Source organism: Acidiferrobacter thiooxydans (assembly GCF_003333315.1).
Lineage (GTDB): Bacteria > Pseudomonadota > Gammaproteobacteria > Acidiferrobacterales > Acidiferrobacteraceae > Acidiferrobacter > Acidiferrobacter thiooxydans.
Genome location: NZ_PSYR01000002.1, coordinates 832,722 through 854,461, shown reverse-complemented (window position 1 = coordinate 854,461; position 21,740 = coordinate 832,722). Strand labels below are relative to the sequence as shown.

Genomic DNA, 21,740 nt, shown 5'->3' with positions numbered 1-21,740 from the left:
GCCTGGCTACGGGATTGTGCTGTCAACCGGCCGGCGATGGTCGCGTAGAGTCGGCGGGCCCGGCAGGCGAGGGGGCGAAGCGCCCCGCCGCGGTGGCGCGCGATCGCGGGTGCCTCATAACGCGCCATGGCAACTTTGGCCCCTATCAGAAAGAGGGACTAGGCCCCGGGCCCAGTAGGGATTGGCATCGATGGGTAGAATCATGACACGAATATTATGAGTCTCGTATGTGATACTGAGCATTATCAAAGAGTCGTAGGATATAACGTGGTACATTAATCGCACTCCCGGCGAATGGTTGGGTGGTGCGGGGAGAGGAGGTCCGGGATGGCCATGGCGGATACGGGTACGGCATGCGGATCGATCCGCCATTGCGCGCCCCATGCCGCCGGTAATCTCGCGACAGGGTGGGCCCCCGGGGGATGTTTTGGTGGCAATCAGCGCCGCGGAGAGATCGTGGCGCCGGGCATGCCACGGCGTGCGCTTGCCGGACGCCCTTCGCGTACGACGGATAGGATCAGGACGGGATGGGAATGACCCTTGGGTGAGGCTTACGGACGACAGATTCCGTGAGCCGGTGTCTGTGCCCGCGTGCGGTCGGGGCTCGGGATAGGGCGGCGCGGTACGGGGTCGCAGCGAGGCGCTATCGACGCCGGACGCCATGCGACACGATGTGACGCAGGACAAGTGCATAATAGTCGTCTTGCAAGTCTGTTTCGTTTCCTGGAGTGGTGAGGTGGCATGGGAAAAATCGTTGCGCGCATGGCGCGGCGCAATACCGGTTATGGCCGCTGGCCGGCCTTGGAGGCGCGCATTCGCCTGTGGCTATTGCGCGGGCTCCTGGAGACCGAGAGCTGGCGGCCGCTGTATCTGGGCGATGCGGGTGAGGGGTACGAGGATACCGAGGCGTTTCAGATGCGGCGCTTGCTGGGCCTGGAGGCGCTCGCCCGCAATGCCTCGCGGCGGACGGTCCTGGCGGCCATGAGGGCCGCGCTGCGGGCCACGGAGGCCGCGGAGATCGATGGCTTGCCGGGCGTGCAGACCTTGAGCGCCGAGATTCATTTGAGTGCCATCGAGCAGGAGGTCCTGCTTTTTGCGGCGCTTGCCAAAGCCGCCGGGCTGTTTCGGCAGGGCCTTCAGTATATGGGCAAGGTACGGAACCGCGCCGAGGCGACCGCGCTGACCGCCGTGTGCGTCGGGATAACGTCACAGGAGGCGACGGCGGTGCTGGCGCGCGGGTCCGTGCTCGCTGCGGTCGGTCTGGTCACCGTGGAGGCCCAAGGTTACGGGAGCAACCTTGATGATTGGCTGGAGACGGCACCGGACCTCCTGGGGCACCTGCTTGACCCGGACCTGTCGGCGGCGACGCTGCTGGCCTCCTACCTGAAGACCGGCGGTGAGCCGGCGCGCTCGCTAGCCGACTTCAATCACCTCGCTCATGTGATCGCGTTGGCCAGGCCGCTCCTTAAGTCTGCGGCTGCCGGGCGGCGCGGCGTCAACGTGTTGTTTTATGGCCCACCGGGCACCGGCAAGACCGCCTTGGCGCGGGCACTTGCGGCCGATCTCGGTATGCGCCTCCTCGAGGTCGCGGTCACCGATGCCGATGGCGATGTGTTGGCGCCACAGGGGCGGGCCCGGGCGTTGCGCCTGGTGGCGCATCTCGCGGCTCACGGCCAGCAGGCGATCGTGTTGTTCGATGAGGTCGAGGATTATTTTCGGGAGGAGTATGCGTTCCCAGGGATGGTCGACCGGGTCGGTTTGGGCAAGGGCTTCTCGATCGATCTCCTGGAGCAGGTGGCAAGCCCAGTGGTCTGGATCGGCAACAAGATCGATGACATCGATCCGGCGCTGCTGCGCCGCTTTAGTCTTGCCTGTGAGATCCCGCCACCGCCGACGGTGGTCCGCGCGCGGCTTGCCGCCGAATATCTGACGCCCTTGGGCCTTGCCGACCACCCGCTGACTGAGCGTATCGCCCGCCACGAGGGGCTGGTCCCGGGTCTGTTGGCGCAGGCCGCGCGCACGACGGCATTGGCCGCCATCGAGGATTGCGAGGCCCGTGCCACATATTACGCGCAGGTGTTGAACGGGCTTTTGGCGGCGCTCGGTCAGGCGGCGCTGCCGGGCCGGGAGGCGGCGATACTGGGCTATGACGAGGCGTTCGTGAATGCCGACTGCGATCTGATGGCCCTGATCGACGGTATCGGCCGCCTGGGGTGTGCGCGGATCCTGTGCGTGGGGGCGCCCGGCACGGGAAAGAGTGCCTGGGCGCGGCATCTGGCCTTGGTCTTGGGGCGGCCGTTGCTTACGTATCGTGCCTCGGATCTGCTGGATCCTTATCTGGGCATGTCCGAACGGCATATGGCCGAAATGTTTGCCCGGGCCCGCGCGCTGCCCTCGGTGCTGTTGCTAGACGAGTGCGACTCCTTTCTGCGCAGCCGCGTGGGGGCGCGGCATCACTGGGAGGTGACGCAGGTCAATGAGATGCTGACGCAGATGGAGCGGTTCGAGGGGATCTTTGTCGCCACGACCAATGCCCGCGAGGATATAGACGAGGCGGCCTTTCGTCGTTTCGATCGCATCGTCACCTTTCGTCCTCTTGTGCGGGATCAGCGGCGGGCGCTCGTGACGCGGATCCTGGCCGATCAGGGGATGGCCGTTGGCCTGTCTTTGCCGGAGACCCGTCTCCTGGACCAATGCGAGGGCTTGACGGTGGGCGACGTCGCCGCCGTTCTGCAAGGGTTGCGCCTGGAGGAGACCTGGGCCGCCGCCGGCCTTGTCAAGGCCATTTACGCCGCGTGGCGCGGCCGCGGCCGTACCGACAGGCGCGGCATGGGGTTTACTGCGGCCATGTCCTAGGACGGGCATCGCACCCAAATTCGCGCTTGTGGGATCGAAACCGTAGGCCGCGGGTTCGCAGGGCGCTGGGCCGAAAGGGGGCCTTCGGGGTGTGGACATAGGGCGCCGCGCTGCGGCGCTCCTTTGGCCTGGCGGGGTTTGGGGGCGACGGGGGCAGGCCGAGCAACGAAGCAACAGGGGGTGGTTATGACAGTCTTGCGTGTAGCAGCGGAATGGGTCGTGGAGCCGAGTGAGAGGATTATCTTTCTGGGGGCGGTCGATGACGGGCGCCGATTGATACCAGGGGAATGGATGGGTTACACCGTGGAGGATTGCAACGACGAAGGCCCGCAGAAGTATCCTTGCGTTCTGGTCAAGGACCGTGACGGCGCGCGCTTCGATTTCTGTGGGTGGCGGACCTGGTGCCCGGATGAGCCGGCCCTTCCGTATAATACGAACGTGTTCGACAAGACCCTGGTGGCAGGCGAGTTTTTCACGGTCATCGATGATGAGGGCGAGGAATTGACCTATCGCATCACATCGGTCAGCCCGGCAGGCTAAGGGCGCGGCCGGGCCGTTGCGCCAGGGTCTGAGGATAAAAAACCCGTCTCGGGGCGAGCCGCGTCGCGAGCATGGGCGCCATGGGACGACACGAGGTGGGATGCGCAAGGACGAGAAGAAGACGGGGCGATCGAACGGCAGGCCCATTCCAGGCTTGGCGGAGGCCGGCATGTCGCGTGCCGCGGCGGCCAAGGGGCCCGAAAAAAGGCCAGCAAGCGCGAACGGGCCGCGCAAGCCGGCCATCCGTTCGTCTGTGACTTACGACCGGAAGGAGACCCAGGAGCGGCTTATGCGCTCGCGCTTCGTGGGCTGCCTTTTGGGTGGGGCGGTGGGGGATGCCCTGGGCGCGCCAGTGGAGTTTTTGCGATATTCAGAGATCGTCGCGCGTTTCGGACCTGCCGGGATCACCGCTTACGCCCCGGCCTATGGGCGGTTGGGGGCGATCACAGACGATACGCAGCTGACACTCTTTACTGCCGAAGGCCTGATCTGTGACCGCATGCGTCGCGCCCTCGGCTATCAGGGGACGGTCGAGGGCCTGGTGGCGGCGGCCTATGACCGCTGGTTTTGCACCCAGACCGGGCGACCGCCGCGGTTCTCCGATGATCGCGGGTCCGCCGATGGGTTCATGGTCGGCGGGAACCGGGGCATAGGGGGGTGGCTTGTGTCCCATGAGGGTCTCCATCACCGTCGCGGTCCTGGTGAGACCTGCCTGTCGGCGCTACGGGCCATGACGACCCTGGGGCGGCCCGCCCTGAATAATAGCAAGGGGTGCGGCGGCGTCATGCGCATTGCCCCGGTGGGGCTCGTGCAAGGCCAGATGGGCGGTGCGCCGCGCGAGACCATGATGCTTGGCAAGGCCCTGGCGGCGCTCACGCACGGCCATCCGACCGGCGCAATCGCGGCCGGGGCCCTGGCGGTCCTGGTGGCGGAGATCGTGCAGGGGCGCGACACGAGGGAGGCGCTTGCGGTCGTCCATGAGTGTCTGGCCGCCGAGAGGTACGGCCAGGAGACTCAGGACGCGCTACAGCGGGCCGAGAGGTGGGCGCGCCATCGTCCCGACGATCCCGTTGCCGCGATCCCGCATATCGGCGAGGGGTGGATCGCCGAGGAGGCCTTGGCGGTTGGGGTCTATTGTGCGCTCACCGCCCGGGATTTCAGCGACGGCGTGATTCGTGCGGTAAACCATGGTGGCGACTCCGATTCGACCGGCTCGATCACCGGCAACATTCTCGGCGCACTGTGGGGGGTCGAGGCCATTGCGCAGTCCTTTCTCGAGCCCTTGGAGCTGCGTGATGTCATCATCGAGCTCGCCGAGGATCTCGCGGCGTTGCGGGAATGGGGTATCGAAAACTCCGACGGCGCCGGCCGAAAGGTCGATCGCGCACGGTGCGAGCGAATGGAGAAAAAATACCGCGGCCAGTGAGTATCTGATAGGGGAATACGCGAATCCGTCGCCCTATAGGAAGTTCGCGAGCTTATGGAAGAAGTGCTTGATGGCTCCAAGGCCCGAGCCGCCCCGGGGGGGTAGATAGCCCTTCAGAAAATAGGCCTTGTAGGGTCCGGAGTGGGCCAGTAGTCCGGTCTTGGGATTGTAGCGCCGGCGCACGACGGTTGTGGGCTTTGTGAAGCGCAGGCCGCGTTCATCCTGGAGCGCCGCCTTCATGTAGTGGATCCAGATGGGCAGCGCCTCGCGCGCCCCGGCCGCCCAGCGCCCGAGACTATGATTGTCGTCATAGCCCACCCACACGGTCGTGACCACGCGCGGGCTGTAGCCTGTGAACCAGGCGTTGGTCTCGCCGTTGGTGGTGCCGGTCTTGCCGGCCAGTGCTCGGCGGTGGAGGATCTGCGCGGCAACCCCTGTGCCTTGGTGGATGACGCGCTCCATCATGCGCGTCATCAGGAACGCGACACCGGACGGAATGGCGGGTGTCGACGGCGTCTCGGGCTTGTAACCGAGTGCGCAGTCGCGTAGGGAGATATGCTCACCGCTTGCGGTTTGGATGCGTGAGACCAGGTAGGGGCGAGGCCGATAGCCGCCGTTTGCAAAGGTGGCGTAGCCGCGCACGATCTGCATGGGGGTATAGTCGCCGGAGCCAAGCACCATGGACGGGACCTGGGGGATCTGCTGAACCGGAAAGCCGAAGCGATGGACGTAGGCGGCGGCATACGGGATGCCGATATGAAGCAAAAGGCGCACGCTCGGGACGTTATGGGAGTCGGCGAGATCCTGCCAGACCGCGATCGGCGTGCGCGAGAAGGTGTTGCTGTAATTGGTCGGCCGGTAATCGCTGCCATCGGGAAGCGGCACGCTGAGCGGCGTATCCTTGATGAGCGATACCGGTGTCAGATAGTGGCGATGGCCGGCGGCCTTCAAGGCGGGGGCGTCCATGGCGGCGGCGTAGACGAAGGGCTTGAAGCCCGATCCCGGCTGGCGATAGGCATACAATGCGCGATCGAAATGGCTGAGCTTGTAGCTAAAGCCGCCATTTAAGGCCAGGATCGCGCCCGTATGGGCATCGAGAGAAACGAGCGCGCCCTGGACCTTGGGTACCGCCGCCAGTTGCCAGCCGGCATTGGCGACGCGTTGCCACACCGCAGTCGCACCCCACACGCGATTGCCGGCCCCGGCGTTGGTGGCAGCCACATAGTGGCGCAGCCATATGAGGTCACCAGGCTTTAGGACCTGGTTTACGGCGCTCGCCTGCAGGCCTTGCGGCGGCAGGCGGACCCAGGCGACATCGGTGCGATCCAGGATGACGCTGCGATGTCCCTCGAGACGTATGCGCGCCTCCCCCGGGCTGCTTTGCACGACCACTCCCCAGCGCAGATTGGCTGGGTCGCGGTCGGGGAGCACGGACGGCCGGCCGCCGGCAAGCGCCGCTTTCAGGGCAGCACCCTTGAGGCGCGCGATCGGTCCGCGCCAGACCTTGGGGTCGAGGCTGTCTAGCCCCATGGCGTAGTTCTCGAGGCCCACCGCCAGACTGTGATCGGCGGCCCGCTGATCCCGCGGTGAGATCGTCGTATAGACGCGCAGGCCGCGGCGATAGGTGAAGTTTGCCCCAAAGCGCTTCACGAGCCATTTGCGGATCCATTCGGTCGCATAAGGCGCGATGTTGTTCGCGGGCGCATGATAACGCGCACGGATAGGTTGCGCCTCGGCAAGCACCATGGCGTGGTGCGTGATGTCATGATCGGCGAACATGCGATGCAAGACATAGTCACGACGCTCGCGGGCAAGCTGTGGGTTCTTAACAGGATTGAAGTAGGAGGGGGCCGCCGGCAATCCGGCCAGAGTCGCCATCTGCGCGAGCGTGAGCTGCGAGACATCCTTGCCATAATAGGTGCGCGCCGCGGCCTCGACGCCATAGGCGCCTTGGCCGAGATAGATCTTGTTCAGATAGAGATCGAGGATCTGCGCGCGCGTGAGGTGATCGGCGAGCTTGTAGGCGAGCAGGATCTCGGCGACCTTGCGCGCGATCGTCTTTTTCGGTGAGAGATAGAAGTTGCGCGCCACCTGCTCGGTGATCGTGCTCGCGCCCTGCACGGGTGCCAGATGGATGATGTCCACGAATGCGGCGCGCAGTATTCCCGGATAGCTCACCGGATAATACAGGGGGTCGTGGCTGTAGAACCGGCCGTTTTCGGCGGCAATGAACGCCGCCTGGAGGTCTTTGGGGATCTTGGCCAAGGGCAATGCAAAGCGGATCTGGGGGCCTATGGCCTGCAGCAGCCGACCGTTGGCGGCGTAGATGCGCAACGGCTGTTCGGGATGCCAGTCCTCGAGGGCACGTACCGCCGGCAGGTGGTCCCAGGTCCACCATGTCCAGGCGCCGATTCCAAGCAGGGTATTGAAGCCGCCCACCACGAGCGCGAGCAGCACCCAAAACCGCCACCTCGGGCGAGGCCGTGATGAGGGGGGTGTGGGTTCAGGTGTCGACACGGGTTTCGCGGTTCGCGGGTTTTATCCGAGGTCCGGGCGCAGTGCTCGTTGTGGTACGCCTCGGGTCTTGCGGGAATGATGGGGCCATATCGCCATGGTGTCCAGAGTACGGTAAGAGGTTGACCGGACACAAAGGTTCCCCGATGCGAGGCGGCCCTGGCGGGAATCGCGGTTGCCCGCGGCGGGCGGCCGACTATTCCTATCCTGGAGCGGGTGCGGCAAGGTCGTCGCTCACAGTCGGCGCGGGGGTGGATTCAGGCGTTCGAAGACATTATCCATGCGATGCCCCTGGGTGTCGTAGGCGCGGACATGGAGGCGATGCAAGCCTGGCACGATGACCACCAGACAATCCCTGCGCGGAATCTCCGGGGGTCGGGCGAGGACGAAGGCCGGCCCGCGGGCGCAGGGATTATGCGGGAAGGCGTGGTCGAGGCGCGCGACGAAGCCGCGTGCCTCCCGGCGCGCCTCGCGCGCGGAGGCAAAGGGTCCAGGCGGGCGCGCGGCGAGCGCCACATTCAAGTGTTGGCGCACGGCCTGTTGTTCGACCACGATCCGGAAACTCAAGGCCGCAGCCCACAACCCATAGAGGACGGTCAGCGCAATCACGATGCGCGTGAATCGCCGCGTGCTGGTGCTCGCCAGCCCGGGGCGGACCTGCGCGCGCGTAGCCAGGTCTTCGGACCGCGCCGTCATGCCGTATCCCTGGAGGGGTCGGGTGGTGTCTCAAAGCCGCCACGGTAGGACCAATACAGGAGCACGGCACCGATCGGGATCATCGGGATCGACAGGATCTGGCCCATGTCGAGCCGGCCGAGCACGAAACCGAGCTGGATGTCAGGTTGGCGCGTGTATTCGACGAGGAAGCGAAAGATCCCGTAGAACAGGACGAACAGACTGCCAACCGCGCCCACGGGCCGCGGTTTGCGACCGTAGATCACGAGGATCGTCAGGAGCAAGACCCCCTCTAGGAGAAATTCGTAGATCTGCGAGGGTTGGCGCGGTTGCGGACCGCCGGCCGGGAACACGATCGCCCACGGGAGGTGGCTTACGCGCCCGAACAGCTGATCGTTGATGAAGTTTGCAAGCCGTCCAAGGCCGAGGCCTATGGGCGCTGCCGGTGCCACGAAGTCGAGCACGGTCATCGTCGATCGCCGGTATTTGCGCCCGTAGACCCAGCAGCCGAGGATGACGCCTATAAGCCCGCCGTGGAAGGACATGCCTCCGTCCCAGACCTCGAGGATCTGCAGCGGATGGCCGAGGTAGTAGGGGAGGTCATACCACAGGACGTAACCCAGGCGGCCACCGGCGATCGCCCCCACCGACAGGTAATATTCGAGGTCGAGGACCTGCTCGCGCGTCCATTGCCATTCGCGGCGACGTCCCCGCCGGATCAGCCACAACGTGCCGATGACGAAGCTTATGATTTCGAGCAGGCCGTACCAGTGGATGGGGATCGGGCCTATGTGAAATCCGACGGGGTTGATGTGCGGGTAGGCGAGCATGCGTGTCCGTTCAGAGTCGCCCGAGAATGGCGAATACCGTCCCGCGTGTCAAGGACGGCCGGGTGCGTCTCGCCATTCTCCTTGTGAGGCCATAAAGCCCGGAACACCCGGCGGCGGTATCAGAAGTCCCATACGAGCCCCTGGACCGCCTGTCGGGCGCCTCTCCCCGCGACGCGCGCCACCGGATATCCGTGATCGGCGCCGCATCGGGAATCCCCCTGTGTCACAGTAGTTGCCGCCTCCATTAATCGTTAATCTGGGGGGCGAGGTGAGAGAACGATGGCACGATACGCACAACGATTGAAGGATCAGGCCGTGGCCCGGCTGTTGCCGCCAGAAAGCGCTTCAGTGGATACAGTGGCTCACGAGCTGGGGGTAGGCATCGCCACGCTCGAGCGCTGGCGAGCCGAGGCCTTGGGGGCCCCGAGAACGGAGCGGACCTGGACGGCCACTGCCCGTCTGGAGGCCGTGATCGCCACCGCCGCGCTGGACGAGACGGCCCGCAGTGCATGGTGTCGTGAACAGGGCCTGTATCCCTCGGATCTGGAAGCCTGGCGGGATCAGGCCATCGCGGCATTGGCCACCCCGGCCGAGGTCCGGGCCAGACCCGAGGAGACCCGCAAGGATCGGCGGCGCATTCAGGAGCTCGAACGCGAGATGCGGCGCAAAGACAAGGCCTTAGCCGAGACCGCGGCCTTGTTGGTGCTCTCAAAAAAACTCTCGGCGATCCTTCGAGAGGGCGCGGACGAATGATTCCGCTGAACGATCGCCAAACTTTCGCCCAGAATATCCGGCAAGCGCAGGCCGCAGGGGCCCGCCTGCACGCCGCGTGCGCGCTCGCCGGCATTGATAGCCGCACCCTGCAACGTTGGGAGCGGGGCTTGGGCCTCACGCACGGAGACCGACGTCCAGAGGCTGTGCGCAAGACGCCCTTGCATGCCTTGTCCGCGGCCGAACGCGCGCGGATTCTGGCGGTGGCCAACGAACCGCGCTTTGCGGAAATGCCGCCTGCGCGGATCGTGCCGAAACTGGCCGATGAAGGCGTGTATCTCGCCTCCGAATCCACGTTCAGCCGGGTCTTGCGAGCGGCAGGGCAAACCCACCACCGGGGTCGGGCAAAGACCCCGCGGCCTTCGCGACCGCCCACCACTCATGTGGCTACCGGCCCCCGCCAGGTCTGGTGCTGGGACATGACCTATTTGCCAGCCGAGGTTACGGGGCTCTGGTTTTATCTCTACCTGATCCTCGACCTCTATAGCCGCAAGATCGTGGGCTATACGGTCGCCGACACCGATGACGCTGATCACGCGGCGCATCTCGCGCGACGCACCGCTCTTGCCGAAGGAATCCACGGTCTTCACGAAAAGCCCGTGCTCCACGGTGACAATGGGGCAACGCTCAAGGCCACCACGGTGCTTGCCATGCTCCATTGGCTGGGCGTGAAGCCGTCCTACTCCCGTCCGCGCGTCTCCGACGACAACGCCTTCGTGGAATCGCTCTTTCGCACCGCCAAATACCGGCCGGAATTCCCGGAACGAGGCTTTGCGGATCTGGAATCCGCGCGTGCCTGGGCGGCTACCTTCGTCCATTGGTATAACCATGACCATGCCCACAGCGGGATTCGCTATGTAAGCCCGGCACAACGCCACGCCGGAGAGGATGTCGCGATCCTCACCGCCCGTCATGCTCTGTATCAGGAAGCCAAGGCACGACACCCGCGTCGCTGGTCGGGACCGACCCGCAACTGGTCGCCGATAACGGTGGTCACTTTAAATCCGGAGCGAGAGGCAGCAATCAATGCGGCCCTCGATCCCTTAACCGAAAAACGCAAGAGTGCATAACTTAGGCGGCAACTGCCTTGACACGCACCGGAATGGTTGGGGCGCGGCGCGCTTGCGGCGTCAACCGGTGGCGCGCCTGTCGGCGCTGGCCTTGATGCCTTCCGCCATGCGGAACGCGGTACCCACCACGCGCGACAGATCGCCCATGTCGGCGGGCACGATCATGACGTTCGATTCCTTGGCGATCGCGCCCCATTGGGCGATGAACGATTCCGCGACACGCATGGCCATTGCCTGGCGGGCGCTCTCGTCTTTCAGGCTGTCGCCGACCACCCTCAGGGACTCGGCAGTGGCCTTGGCGACCAGCAGGATCGCCTGGGCCTCGCCCTGGGCGCGCAGGACCTGGGCCTGCTGTGCGCCATCGGCGCGGTTGATCGCCTGTTGGCGCTCGCCCTCGGAGATGTTGATGGCCTGCTGCTTGGCGCCCTCGGAGGTGGCGATGGTGGCGCGTTTCTCCCGTTCGGCGGTGATCTGGAGCTCCATGGCGCGTATAACGTCGGCGGGCGGGGTGATGTCGCGGATCTCGTAACGAAGCACCTTGAGCCCCCATGTGACCGCCGCGCGATCGAGTTCCTGCACCACGGTCGCATTCAATTCGGCGCGCTGCGACAAGACCTCGTCCAGGGCGCGTTTGCCGACGTCCGCGCGCAGGATGGTCTGGGCCAACTGGATCATCGACATGGTCGGATTGGTGGTGCCGTAGGCGGCCGCCTTGGGGTCTGTGATCTGCAGGTACAAGACCCCATCGATGGCGATCTGCGTATTGTCCTTGGTGATGCACACCTGCTTTTGGACATCGATCGGGGTCTCGCGCAGATCGAAGCGATAGGCGACGCGGTCGATGAGCGGGAAGATGATGTTGAGCCCTGGGCCCAATACGCCATGAAAGCGCCCGAGCCGCTCGAGCACGAAGGCATGCTGCTGCGGAACGACCCGTATCCCCTTGACCACCACGAACAATGCGATGAACGCCAGAACGACCAGTATGACGATGCCTGCCCCCATGCCGCCTCCTTGTTCTTCGATTAGGGCCGCGCCGCAGCATGCGCCGGGACCGGCGCGAGCAGCAGGTCGGGGCCGTTGCGGCCGACGATGGTCAGCAGATCGCCCGCGGATACCGTGATATCCCGGTATTCATGGGCAAGCCGACCCGTTCGCGAGCGGTCCCGGTAGGTGACGCGCAGCCCATCGGGCGCCACCGACTCCACACGCACGAGATGTCCGAAGTCCAGATCGGCGGATTGCGCCGCCTGGGTGGCGACCGGCGCGAGTCGCAGATCATTGCCCTCGCGGCCGACGATGGTCAGCAGATCGCCCGCTGACACCGCGATATCCCGGTATTCGTCGGCCAGGTGCCCGGTCCACGAGGTATCCCGGTAGGCGACACGCAGCCCGTCGGGTGCCAGCGACTCCACGCGCACGACATGCCCGGCATCGGGATCGGCCAGCTGCATCGATTCCGGTGTCGGGCGCACGAGTCGCACGCGGATCCTGTGGGCCACCGGCAGGCCGGCCACCGCCCCCAGGGCTACGGTCGCCCAGGCCCAGCCCGCCGGCGCGCCAATCCACGCGACCACGCTCCCCGCCGCCAGGGCCGCGGCCACGGCGAGCAGATAAAAGGTCATGGACGACAGTTCAATGGCTAGGGCCGCTGCCGCCAGGATCGCAAGTAAGGTCCCTATCTCCACGGTATTTTCCGAAGTTCCGCCGCTAGCTTAGGCGCTCGGCCGGTGGGCCGCCAGTATGAGACCTAGCGGAGGCGCCGGCGACCCCGGAAAACGGTCAGGGGGCTTTGATCAGTTGCGCGGCCAACCTCCCCGTTCAGGGGGAGGTCAAGAGCGCGACGGGGAGGTGGCTCAATACCACCGCTCCCGCCCTAGCAAGGTGCGACACTAATCCGGTGTTTGTTGCTGCTCGATGTACTGGCGAATAATGGATATGGGCGCACCGCCGCAACTACCGGCAAAGTACGAGGGGGACCAGAGTGCCCCGCCCCACAATTTCTTGCGGACGCCGGGATAGTTCTTCCTGCGGATCATTCGACTGGAGACGCCCTTGAGGCTGTTCACCAGCGCCGAGACGGCCACCCTGGGCGGATAGTTCACCAGCAAATGCACATGGTCGTCCTCCCCGTCGAACTCCACCAGCTCCGCGCGGAAATCCTGGCAGACGCCGGCGAATAGGCCGCGCAGGTCGGTCAGCACCTCGCTGGTGAATACGCCACGGCGGTATTTGGTCACAAAGACCAAGTGAACATGCAGGTTAAAAACGCAATGCCTGCCGTGTCTTATCTCAGTTGCATCCGTCATCGGCCAAGCATACGATAGAACCATGCTGATTCGCAAAGCCGTGCGCTACCGACTGGAACCGTTACCGGAACAGGGGCCTCTCCTGTCACGCGCCGTCGGTTGCGTGCGCTTCGTCTGGATCGCGCTCTCGCTATCCAGAAGAGCTATCTGGAGCACGGCTGCGGCATCTTGTCCTACAGAGACATGGCCAAGCACCTGACCACCTGGCGGAACGGGGAATCTTTCGGCTTTCTGTCCGAATCCCCCGTCCACCCCCAGCAATGGGCGCGGAAGTTTCTGGACCGGGCGCTCAAGGAGGCCTTTGACAAAAGCAACCCCAAGCGATTCCCGACCCCCAAGAAGAAGGGGCTGCGCGACAGCATGCGCTATCCCGACCCGGAGCAGATCAAAATCGACCTCCGGCCCCAGGATGCCGATGGCCGCAGCGTGCTCCCCCAAATCTTCCTGCCGCGCATTGGCTGGGTGAAGTTCCGCACGTCCCGCATCATCGGTGGGGAAATTCGCAATGTCACCGTCAGTCGCTCGGGCGGACACTGGTATGCTTCCATTCAGACCGAGAAGGAAGTCCCGGACCCCGTGCACCCATCCGTTACCGCCGTTGGCGGTGATCGGGGCGTGGCGAACCTGCTCACGTTATCCGATGGCACCATGTTCCTGCCGGTGACAGCTTATCGGGATCTGCAAAAGAGGCTGGCGCGGGAGCAAAGAAAGCTCGCGCACAAAGTGAAGTTCTCGGCCAACTGGAAGCAACAGAAGGCCACAATCGCGCGCTTGCATCAGCGCATCGCGGAGATTCGCAAGACCGTACTGCATCAGATCAGCACTACCACCGGCCATGCGGCCGGCAATGTCAGCAAAAACCACGCGGTCGTGGTGCTAGAAGACCTGAAAGTACGGAACATGACCGGCTCCGCACAGGGAACGGTCGAGCAACACGGACACAACGTTCGGCAAAAGGCGGGGCTGAACAAATCCATCCTCGATCAGGGATGGGGCATGCTCAAACACATGCTGGGCTACAAGCTCCAGTGGGCCGGCGGCATGCTGCTCCTGGTGAACCCAGCCTATACCTCGCAAACCTGTTCGGTTTGCGGTGTGGTGGACGCCGGAAACCGTAAAGTACAGGCGGTGTTCCATTGCCTGCACTGTGGGTATGAAGCCCATGCCGATGGGAATGCGGCACAGAACATCCTCGCAAGAGGGTTGCACCCTGCAAAGGGAATAACGGCGGGGCACGCCGGGGTAGCCTGTTTCGCGGCGTAAGCCGTGAAGTTGGCCCAAACCAAAGGGGATGGGTCAATCAAAGCGGCTGAAGTAGGGCTGCTGCTGGCAGGAAGGAATCCTTGTCCTTCAGGGCGAGGAGGATATCAACCATAGGGCCTCTTCGGCAAGCGGAGGCGCGAACAGGTACCCCTGCCCACATACGCAGCCCATGGCGATCAGAAGTTGATTCTGCTCCCCGGTCTCTATGCCCTCGGCCACCGCCTCGATGCCGAAGGCCTGCGCGGCGCTGATCATGCTCTGCACCAGAATCCGGTCGGCGGGCTCGCGCGCCAGTCCGGACACGAAGCTGCTGTCGATCTTGATGCTGTCGATAGGCAGTGACCGAAGGTGCTGGAGTGATGCGTAGCCGGTCCCGAAGTCGTCGAGGGCCACCGATATACCCAGTGCCCGGCAGTCCATGATGAGCGCGCGCGCTGACTCGAGGTCCTGAATGGTGCTCCATTCGACGAGTTCGACCCCAAGGTAGCGCGGATCTATGGCCGCCGAGGAGGCCGCCAGCGTACGCCGCAGGGTCTCGCAGAACCGATGATTCTCGATCGACGAGGTCGACAGATTGATGTGCAGTTTCTTGAAGATCCCTCGGCTCTGCCAGCGTGCCAGCACCGCCACGGCCTCGGCTATCACCCAGGCGTCGAGTTTCAGGCTGTTGTAGGTGTGTTCTATAGCCCCCATGAATTGGGGCGGCGCCAGAAGCCCATGGACTGGATGGCGCCAGCGGAGCAGGCCCTCGGCGGATACCATCTCGCCGGTCCTGATGTCGACTATCGGTTGATAATAGAGGACCAGCTCTCCGCGCTCCAGGGCCCGGCCGAACTCCAATATGAGATCGCCTCTGTGGGCGGCGGCCAGCGCCATGGCGTGCGTAAAGAGCAGGCCTCTATGGCCGCCGGCGCGTTTGGCCTCGTACATGGCGATATCGGCGTTGTGCAAAAGCGCCTGGTCGGCGCCGGCATCGACCGGATATACCGTATAACCGAGGCTGATGCTGACGGCAATCTGCAGGGCTGCCGTACCCCAACGGATGCGCAGCGCCTGACGGATGCGTTCTATGACCACCTCGATCTCACTGTAGCGGCTCACATCTTCGAGGAGCAGGGCAAACTCATCGCCGCCTAGGCGTGCCAGGGTGTCGCCGACCCGGATCAGGTCCTGGACCCGCTGCCGCACCTCGACAAGTAGGGCATCGCCCATGGTGTGGCCGAGTTTGTCGTTGATCATCTTGAAGTTATCGATGTCGAAGGTGATGACCGCCATCAGCCGCTCGCGTCGTATCGCCATGGTCATGGCGTGGTTCAGGCGATCGTAGAGCAGGTTGCGGTTGGCAGCGCCCGTAAGCGGATCGTGCATGGCCAGTTCGCGTAAGCGCTGTTCGGTGTGATAGCGATGCAGCGCGGCGCCGACGAAGTCGGTGACGAGCGCAATCATGCGCATGTCTTCCGGATCAGGGAGCCGGCGTGGGACATGAAACCATGAGATGGCGAGGATCGCGAGCACCCGGCCATCGGCTGTGACCGGACTGCAGAGGCTCGCGGTGAGGCCTGATTCGACGTACTCGGGAAGGGCGTAGGGGCTGGCAGCATAATCGGTGACGAGGATCGGTTTGCGGGTGTGGAGTGCCGCGCCGGCCACCCCGAGACGGTCGTTGAACGAGTAGGCGGCAAGCGATTGATGTCGCGCCGGCAGACCATGGAAGAAGCGGTAGCGCAGGCGATCGGGTTCCTCGCGGACGATGAGCGCCGCGCCGTCGGCACCCAGGTGTGTGGCCAGCCCCTCGGCGGCGATATGAAAGAACCGGCCGATATCGAGCTCGCGCACCAGGCGGTGCAAAAATTCGACGTCGATAGATCCGCTGTTCTTGTTGTCCATTGCCACACCCCCTCCCTGGTCCGACTCGTCTCCCCGGCAGCCCCTCCCCTGCCTTAAGCAGTTTGCCGGTCCATGTATCTGATCACTGTAAGGTTCGTCCTTGCGCCTGTGACCATGCCATGGTCTCTGCGATCTCCGTCGTTCGAGGGCCTCCGTGCCGCTTTGAGCGCCATCCCTTAGCATACTTCGTGCCATCCGACACCGGAGTTGGGAGGGGGACCCTATTCAGGGCCTGCCCGGCCCCTTGCTGCCGCCTTGCTGGTGACGCAGGCCCATGACCTTCGCTACTACGCAATGTGCCCTGGACCTCGACGCACCCGGCATGTGCCGCCATGGTTCCGCGGCCAGGGACTGCCTTTCTCAGATATTTAAATATGCAACAATATCGATAGGTCATGGTCGAGGATCGGCGCGGCGGGTCGCGGTCGCATGGCCCTGTATCCCCGGCGGCGCGCATCCGGGGCGTACTCGCCGCCGACCCGCCAATCCGGCCGGCGCCGCCGATTCAAGGGGCGGCGCTCGCCCGTGGCGCGCTGCCCGATGCCAGCATGCACCGTTACGGGGCATGTGACTAGCAGTCGTTGGCCGCGCCCACGCGCTGCCTGCCTACTGTCCCGTTGGCACGAAGCGCGGCCGGCCCGCGGGCCGGCCGGTGACAGACAGGTTATCAACCGGTAACCTCGTGCCATGCATGATGATGTCGGCATCGGTTGTCTCGTGGCCCCCGGATGAGGTGCCTGCGCAATGCGAGATCGTGCGTACCGCCGGGCTGGCGCATTATCGCTTTGAGCGTTGCGAGGGGCGGCTGGCGGCCCAATCCGCCGCCATGCGCTATGGTGTGCGAGTCTTCGGGCGCGGCGTCGAACGGATCATGGCCAGCGCAGGGGCGGGTGATGTCGGCTGAGGGCGTGACGCGCGGCGCCCGCCAGGGGCCTGGGGGGTGAACGTAGAGACTTTTGCCCGCACCGTGAACGACGGTTCACCATGAGCGCTGGCCGTGTGCGCCTCACGGAGGCCCGATAGTGCGCACACTGGGAGGGCCTTTGCGGGTCATGGGTGATGGCGATAGAGCGATTGGCCGCCGATCGCTGCGTGGTTCATTAGGTCATCGGAGGGGACCATCCTGGCCGACGTCGGGTAGAGCTGCGTCGGCCGGTCGCGTTATTTCCCGCGACGGCATCCCGATTACCGGCGCTCGCCTACCTGGGCGTGCGCGTCCCGGATGCGCGAACCGTCCTGCACGCCCATCTGCTTACTGACCACACAGGCGGGCTTTGCCGCCTCGCGCAGCGCCGTCTGGCTTGGTGCTCGAGTGGTGCCTGGCGTGCGCATGGGGTGCGGTGCTGCGCTTATGGGGCGCACCACTGGCCGGAGGGCCTGACGCGGCCGCCATGACTTTTCCGGTCCGGCCTAGGTCCTTCGCGTCCACCGGCGTCATCGCCAAGGCGCGATGCCGTGATGGCCCCGACCCCTGGGTATACACCCGGACATGTCTCGGTGATCGTGCGCCTAGGCGACATCCGCCATTTTTGGCGGGCGATGCCAGCGACGCCGGGGCTGTGCTCGGCGCCGGGGTTGCCGATAGTGTGCTTCTTTTTGCGTGTCGCGGTGCACACCCTGATGGCATGACCGCCTAGGTGCACACCGAGCCCACGGTCTACCGGCTGACCCCGACCCCGATCGGCAGTGCGTCTACGCGTCGCCGAGACCCTGGTGAGACGCCGAGTCGCCGTACCCGCTACCCGGCTTCCTAGGGCTTCGCGGGTTGCGGCTGGCGGCGTGCGGCGGTGCGCGCATCCAGTATCGAGGTTGCGAGAAAGCCGGCTGCGAAGGTGACGAGGGCGAGCGGTGCCGTAGCGTCGGAGTGTGTAAGTAGGATCGTGCCGCCCGCTATCCAGCCGACAGCCGTGCCGATCCAGGGCGCGTATGGGGTGCGATCAGCGAGTTCGGCTGCGCCGTCTTGTTTGAGCACGGCGCGGTAACGCGCGATCAAGGCCCCACCGATCGGCGGGACCGCGAAACCGATCACCTGCAGCCAGTCGAGAAGGTATTTCCATACGCCGCTTGCGGCCAGCGCCACACCGAGGAGCCCCAGCCATAGCGCCGTGGCGCGATAGCGCAAGCTCATGAGTTTGGCGGCCCCGACGGTGCTGTTGTAGAGGCAGTGGGTGGCGTTCGATCCCTGGTTGATGACGGCGACCGCAACCGCAAAGGCCGCGGGCAGGCCGCCGAATGCAAGGAGGTACCCTACCGGGTTACCGTTCTGGAAGGGATGAAGATAAGAGGCATGGGCCGCGCGCAGGAATCCGGTGAAGAGTTCGCCAGCCCCCATAGCCAGTCCAAAGCCGAGCGGAAAGCCACAGGCGCTTCCGATCCACGAGGCGGCGCGGGTCTTGGCCCAACGGTTGAAGTCCGGCGCTAAGGTACCGGAGTCGGCGAACGCTGCGAGGACCGCCGACAGGGCCGGCCAAAAGCCCATAGTGGGGACAGGCCACGCCGACGGCGTGCCCGCAGCGGTGCGAAGCGCGAGGTGCGCCAATCCATACACGAGGAGCACGGCATAGACAGGCACTGCCGAGAGCGACAGGCGGCTCAAGCCGACGATGCCGGTGGCGGTGATGGCCACATAGAGGATGCCGAGGACCGCGGCGGTGACCGGGTAGGGAATGTGGTAGGCCGACGCCAGGATCTCCGCGGGCATCGCGGTGTTGATCGCAAACCATCCGAGGACCAGCGTTGACAGGAGGCCGGAGACGATACGGTAGCCGCGCCGCCCGTAAACGCCCTGCGCGATCTGCGCGAAGCTTTGCCCGGAGCGCCATCCCCATTCACCAAGCGTCCCGACATAGACGAACATGGCGAGGCTGCCGACCATGGTAGCCAGGACCGCGGTGCGCAGGCCCGCGGTCAAGGCCAGGACCGATCCGGTCATGGTGATGGCAAGAATGAAGGGGAAGCCCATCCAGGTGATCGCCAGGCGCCCGGCACTGAGGCGTTCACGGTCCGAGACCGCGTCTTGCGTATGTTCCTTATGGCGTAGATCCGGCATGGGCATATCCCTCAGGAAGAGGACCCGCCGCCGTCCCTGACGGTCGGGTCCCCGAACGCCCAAGCAATATCCACGCCAGGGGCGTGATCAGTCGGTGCTACGCGATCTGTGGGATGGGCGGGCGAGGCGCGGTGGCCGTTTGCACCAAGGGGTGGCGTGGCCGCCGCGACGCGGGCATTTTGGGTGCATGGCCGCGCTTCGGGCATCCCCGGATATGCCGCCCATACTGGTCGCGACCCATAACCACAATCCCCGGCGGCGGGCCATGGGCCGGGTGTGCTCCCGGTCCAAAGGCCTTGGCGGATGCGTGGGTCGGGTGGCATCATGAGGATTATTCCCCGGGATGCAAAAGGACCACCGTAACGGCGCGTTCGCACCCGTTTCATTTGTCATGAATGCGTATGAAGAGGGGGTAAGTGCATGGACCAGAAGACCCACAGGTCGCAGCCGGGGGCGGGAGCCGAGACCCGCCCGGGGCGCGAGCCGCCGACCTTGTTTTCGCCACTTCAAGTCGGCGCGTGGCCTCTGCGCAATCGCATCGTGATGGCGCCACTTACACGCAATCGCGCTGGTCCCGGGTTCGTCCCGCACGATCTAAATGTCGAGTATTACCGCCAGCGGGCGAGCGCGGGTCTGATCATAAGCGAGGCCACGCAGATCGCGCCCGAGGGTCTGGGTTATCCCGATACTCCCGGGATTTACACCGATGAGCAGGTTGCCGGATGGCGACGGGTGACCGACGCCGTGCATGCCGAAGGCGGCCATATGGTGCTGCAACTTTGGCATGTCGGACGGATCTCGCACCCGTCGCTCCAGCCCGGGCGACAATTGCCGGTTGCGCCCAGCGCGATCAAACCCGCAGGCCAGGCCGCGACCTATGAAGGGCCGCAGGAGTTCGTGACGCCGCGGGCGCTGGCCACAGACGAGTTACCGCACATCCGCGAGCAGTATCGCGAGGCCGCGCGCAAGGCGCAGGCGGCGGGCTTTGACGGGGTGGAGATCCATAACGCCAACGGGTATCTCCTGGATCAATTCCTGCGCGACGGCTCGAATCGGCGCACCGATATCTATGGCGGGTCGCTGCAAAACCGCCTGCGCTTCCCGCTCCAGGTCCTGGAGGCGGTGCTTGAGGTGTGGCCGGCCAGCCGGGTGGGGATACGGCTGTCGCCGAGCGGGACTATGAACGATATGCGGGATTCAGACCCCAAGGCGACGTTTACCGCCATGGTCAAGGCCCTCGAACCGTATGGGCTTGCCTATATCCACATCATGGAGGCCTTGGAGGCCGACATCCGTCACGGCGGGGTGCAGCTTCCCATTGGCTATTTCCGGTCGTTCTACAAGGGTATCCTGATGGTCAATGGCGAATATGATGGGCCCAAGGCCCAGGCGGTCGTGGCCTCCGGTGACGCCGATCTGGTGTCGTTTGGCCGCTTGTTCCTGGCCAACCCCGATCTGCCGGCGCGGTTGCGGGACGGAGGGCCTTTGAACACTCCGGACCCCCGGACGTTCTACGGCGGCGGCGCCGAGGGTTACACGGACTACCCGATGTGGGTGCCGCGGACCGACGGCTCGCGCATGTGAGGGGCGTCCCTTCTGTTTGTGGGGGGCGTCGCTGCGGGAGAGGGCTCATGATGATCTCAGGGCGCGCGTGAGGGGGCGCGCCAGGGCCTCGGGGCGGGTGCGCGGGGCGTAACGTCCGAGCACTTGGCCGGCACGACCAACGAGGAACTTGGTAAAGTTCCATTTGATGGCGCGCGTGCCGAACAGGCCGGGGGCGCGCGCGGTCAGCCACTGAAAGAGCGGGTCGGCGTGCGCGCCATTGACTTCGATCTTGGCGAACACCGGAAACGTGACGTCATAGCGCTGTCGGCAAAAGGCCTGGATCTCGGCATCGGCCGCCGGCTCCTGACCCCCGAATTGATTGCACGGAAAGCCCAGGACGACTAGGCCCTGCTCGCGGTACCGGCGGTGGAGCTGCTCGAGCCCCATGTATTGCGGCGTGAATCCGCAACCGCTCGCCACGTTAACGATGAGCAGCACATGTCCGCGGTAGGCGCCCAGATCCTGCACGCCGCCTTCGGCGGTCCGCACCTGAAGATCATAAAGCGGGAGGGCGGCCTGGGCAGACTTGTTCATGCGCGTCGCGGTCCGTGTCGTTCGATGAATTCGATCTTGTAGCCGTCCGGGTCCTCGACGAAGGCGATGACCGTCGTTCCATGTTTCATCGGCCCCGCCGGGCGCGTGACGCGACCCCCGGCGGTGGCGACTTGCGCGCACGCCGCGGCCGCATCCGCGACCTCGATCGCGATATGCCCAAAGCCCGTACCCATTTCGTAGCTCGCGGTGTCCCAATTATGGGTGAGTTCGAGGACCGCGGTATCGCGTTCGTCGCCGTAGCCGACAAATGCCAGTGTGAAGCGTCCGTCGGGGTAGTCGGTGCGCCGCAGGACGCGCATGCCGAGCGCGTTTTCGTAGAAGCGCAGGGAGCGGTCGAGATCCGCGACTCGTATCATGGTGTGGGCTATTCGCATGGTCGTTCCTCGAGGA

General features: G+C 64.9%; 16 protein-coding genes and 2 pseudogenes. 8 read left to right on the top strand and 10 right to left on the bottom strand.

All coding sequences use genetic code 11. The annotated features are described in order from the left end of the window. Positions 1-741 precede the first annotated feature (741 nt). From C4900_RS11120 to C4900_RS11110, 3 genes are all read left to right on the top strand, one after another. On the top strand, positions 742-2,856 hold the full coding sequence (locus C4900_RS11120) for an AAA family ATPase (RefSeq protein WP_114283093.1): 2,115 nt from the start codon (positions 742-744) through the stop codon (positions 2,854-2,856). Between the two features lie 186 nt (positions 2,857-3,042). Beyond that, complete coding sequence (locus C4900_RS11115) at positions 3,043-3,396, top strand: hypothetical protein (protein WP_141689258.1); 354 nt, start codon at positions 3,043-3,045, stop codon at positions 3,394-3,396. A gap of 289 nt (positions 3,397-3,685) precedes the next feature. Next, positions 3,686-4,822: an ADP-ribosylglycohydrolase family protein gene (locus C4900_RS11110; RefSeq protein ID WP_065970118.1), complete on the top strand. Its 1,137-nt coding sequence runs from the start codon at positions 3,686-3,688 to the stop codon at positions 4,820-4,822. A gap of 33 nt (positions 4,823-4,855) precedes the next feature. Here C4900_RS11110 and C4900_RS11105 read toward each other — a convergent pair whose 3' ends face one another. The 3 genes from C4900_RS11105 to lgt form a co-directional block, all read right to left on the bottom strand. Beyond that, positions 4,856-7,279: a penicillin-binding protein 1A gene (locus tag C4900_RS11105; RefSeq protein WP_065970109.1), complete on the bottom strand. Its 2,424-nt coding sequence runs from the start codon at positions 7,277-7,279 to the stop codon at positions 4,856-4,858. Positions 7,280-7,570: 291 nt separating this feature from the next. Further along, a complete protein-coding gene (locus C4900_RS11100) occupies positions 7,571-8,032 on the bottom strand; it encodes a hypothetical protein (protein ID WP_065970111.1) in 462 nt (153 codons plus the stop codon). After that, positions 8,029-8,841, bottom strand: coding sequence for a prolipoprotein diacylglyceryl transferase (lgt, locus tag C4900_RS11095; protein WP_114283092.1), 813 nt, complete (start codon positions 8,839-8,841; stop codon positions 8,029-8,031). Before lgt ends, C4900_RS11100 begins: the two co-directional genes overlap by 4 nt. Before the next feature lie 279 nt (positions 8,842-9,120). On the opposite strand from lgt, the pseudogene C4900_RS11090 reads away from it, so the two are divergent. Further along, positions 9,121-10,682 (top strand): annotated as a pseudogene (locus C4900_RS11090) (IS3 family transposase). A 60-nt stretch (positions 10,683-10,742) separates the two neighbouring features. Here C4900_RS11090 and C4900_RS11085 read toward each other — a convergent pair. From C4900_RS11085 to tnpA, 3 genes are all read right to left on the bottom strand, one after another. Then, complete coding sequence (locus C4900_RS11085) at positions 10,743-11,687, bottom strand: SPFH domain-containing protein (RefSeq protein ID WP_065970113.1); 945 nt, start codon at positions 11,685-11,687, stop codon at positions 10,743-10,745. Between the two features lie 20 nt (positions 11,688-11,707). Then, on the bottom strand, positions 11,708-12,370 hold the full coding sequence (locus C4900_RS11080; RefSeq protein WP_114283091.1) for an NfeD family protein: 663 nt from the start codon (positions 12,368-12,370) through the stop codon (positions 11,708-11,710). Positions 12,371-12,574: 204 nt separating this feature from the next. Further along, entirely contained in the window at positions 12,575-12,991 is a 417-nt protein-coding gene (gene tnpA, locus C4900_RS11075; protein ID WP_065970117.1) for an IS200/IS605 family transposase, read from the bottom strand. A 22-nt stretch (positions 12,992-13,013) separates the two neighbouring features. Between tnpA and C4900_RS17345 the strand changes: the two are divergent. Together C4900_RS17345 and C4900_RS11070 are read left to right on the top strand one after the other, a co-directional pair. Further along, positions 13,014-13,067, top strand: a pseudogene (locus C4900_RS17345) (hypothetical protein); the annotation flags it as partial. A gap of 23 nt (positions 13,068-13,090) precedes the next feature. Then, positions 13,091-14,254 (top strand): RNA-guided endonuclease InsQ/TnpB family protein, encoded by a 1,164-nt coding sequence (locus C4900_RS11070; RefSeq protein ID WP_228579673.1) that lies wholly within the window; start codon positions 13,091-13,093, stop codon positions 14,252-14,254. 87 nt (positions 14,255-14,341) lie between these two features. On the opposite strand, the gene C4900_RS11065 is transcribed toward C4900_RS11070, so the two are convergent. Continuing rightward, entirely contained in the window at positions 14,342-16,141 is a 1,800-nt protein-coding gene (locus C4900_RS11065; RefSeq protein WP_065968862.1) for a putative bifunctional diguanylate cyclase/phosphodiesterase, read from the bottom strand. A gap of 691 nt (positions 16,142-16,832) precedes the next feature. On the opposite strand from C4900_RS11065, the gene C4900_RS11055 reads away from it, so the two are divergent. Further along, on the top strand, positions 16,833-17,045 hold the full coding sequence (locus tag C4900_RS11055; protein ID WP_114283089.1) for a hypothetical protein: 213 nt from the start codon (positions 16,833-16,835) through the stop codon (positions 17,043-17,045). Between the two features lie 846 nt (positions 17,046-17,891). Here C4900_RS11055 and C4900_RS11050 read toward each other — a convergent pair. Continuing rightward, positions 17,892-19,190 (bottom strand): purine-cytosine permease family protein, encoded by a 1,299-nt coding sequence (locus C4900_RS11050; protein WP_065969196.1) that lies wholly within the window; start codon positions 19,188-19,190, stop codon positions 17,892-17,894. A gap of 420 nt (positions 19,191-19,610) precedes the next feature. Here C4900_RS11050 and C4900_RS11045 point away from each other — a divergent pair, with 420 nt between their 5' ends. Further along, positions 19,611-20,774 carry an alkene reductase gene (locus tag C4900_RS11045; RefSeq protein ID WP_114283088.1) on the top strand — a complete coding sequence of 388 codons (1,164 nt, stop codon included), beginning with the start codon at positions 19,611-19,613 and terminating at the stop codon, positions 20,772-20,774. Positions 20,775-20,819: 45 nt separating this feature from the next. Here the strand turns inward: C4900_RS11045 and C4900_RS11040 are convergent, their stop codons facing one another. Both C4900_RS11040 and gloA read right to left on the bottom strand, forming a co-directional pair. Then, a complete protein-coding gene (locus C4900_RS11040) occupies positions 20,820-21,329 on the bottom strand; it encodes a glutathione peroxidase (RefSeq protein WP_065969197.1) in 510 nt (169 codons plus the stop codon). Continuing rightward, a complete protein-coding gene (gene gloA, locus C4900_RS11035) occupies positions 21,326-21,724 on the bottom strand; it encodes a lactoylglutathione lyase (RefSeq protein WP_065969198.1) in 399 nt (132 codons plus the stop codon). The genes C4900_RS11040 and gloA overlap by 4 nt, the downstream gene beginning before the upstream one ends. Positions 21,725-21,740: the final 16 nt, after the last annotated feature.

Excerpts from the sequence above, each read along its gene's own strand:
- gloA (WP_065969198.1), bottom strand. The coding sequence starts at position 21,724 with ATGCGAATAGCCCACACCATGATACGAGTCGCGGATCTCGACCGCTCC.
- C4900_RS11065 (WP_065968862.1), bottom strand. The coding sequence starts at position 16,141 with ATGGACAACAAGAACAGCGGATCTATCGACGTCGAATTTTTGCACCGC.
- C4900_RS11045 (WP_114283088.1), top strand. The coding sequence starts at position 19,611 with ATGGACCAGAAGACCCACAGGTCGCAGCCGGGGGCGGGAGCCGAGACC.
- C4900_RS11100 (WP_065970111.1), bottom strand. The coding sequence starts at position 8,032 with ATGACGGCGCGGTCCGAAGACCTGGCTACGCGCGCGCAGGTCCGCCCC.
- C4900_RS11055 (WP_114283089.1), top strand. The coding sequence starts at position 16,833 with ATGATGATGTCGGCATCGGTTGTCTCGTGGCCCCCGGATGAGGTGCCT.
- C4900_RS11115 (WP_141689258.1), top strand. The coding sequence starts at position 3,043 with ATGACAGTCTTGCGTGTAGCAGCGGAATGGGTCGTGGAGCCGAGTGAG.
- C4900_RS11050 (WP_065969196.1), bottom strand. The coding sequence starts at position 19,190 with ATGCCGGATCTACGCCATAAGGAACATACGCAAGACGCGGTCTCGGAC.
- C4900_RS11040 (WP_065969197.1), bottom strand. The coding sequence starts at position 21,329 with ATGAACAAGTCTGCCCAGGCCGCCCTCCCGCTTTATGATCTTCAGGTG.
- C4900_RS11085 (WP_065970113.1), bottom strand. The coding sequence starts at position 11,687 with ATGGGGGCAGGCATCGTCATACTGGTCGTTCTGGCGTTCATCGCATTG.
- C4900_RS11110 (WP_065970118.1), top strand. The coding sequence starts at position 3,686 with ATGCGCTCGCGCTTCGTGGGCTGCCTTTTGGGTGGGGCGGTGGGGGAT.
- tnpA (WP_065970117.1), bottom strand. The coding sequence starts at position 12,991 with ATGACGGATGCAACTGAGATAAGACACGGCAGGCATTGCGTTTTTAAC.
- lgt (WP_114283092.1), bottom strand. The coding sequence starts at position 8,841 with ATGCTCGCCTACCCGCACATCAACCCCGTCGGATTTCACATAGGCCCG.
- C4900_RS11120 (WP_114283093.1), top strand. The coding sequence starts at position 742 with ATGGGAAAAATCGTTGCGCGCATGGCGCGGCGCAATACCGGTTATGGC.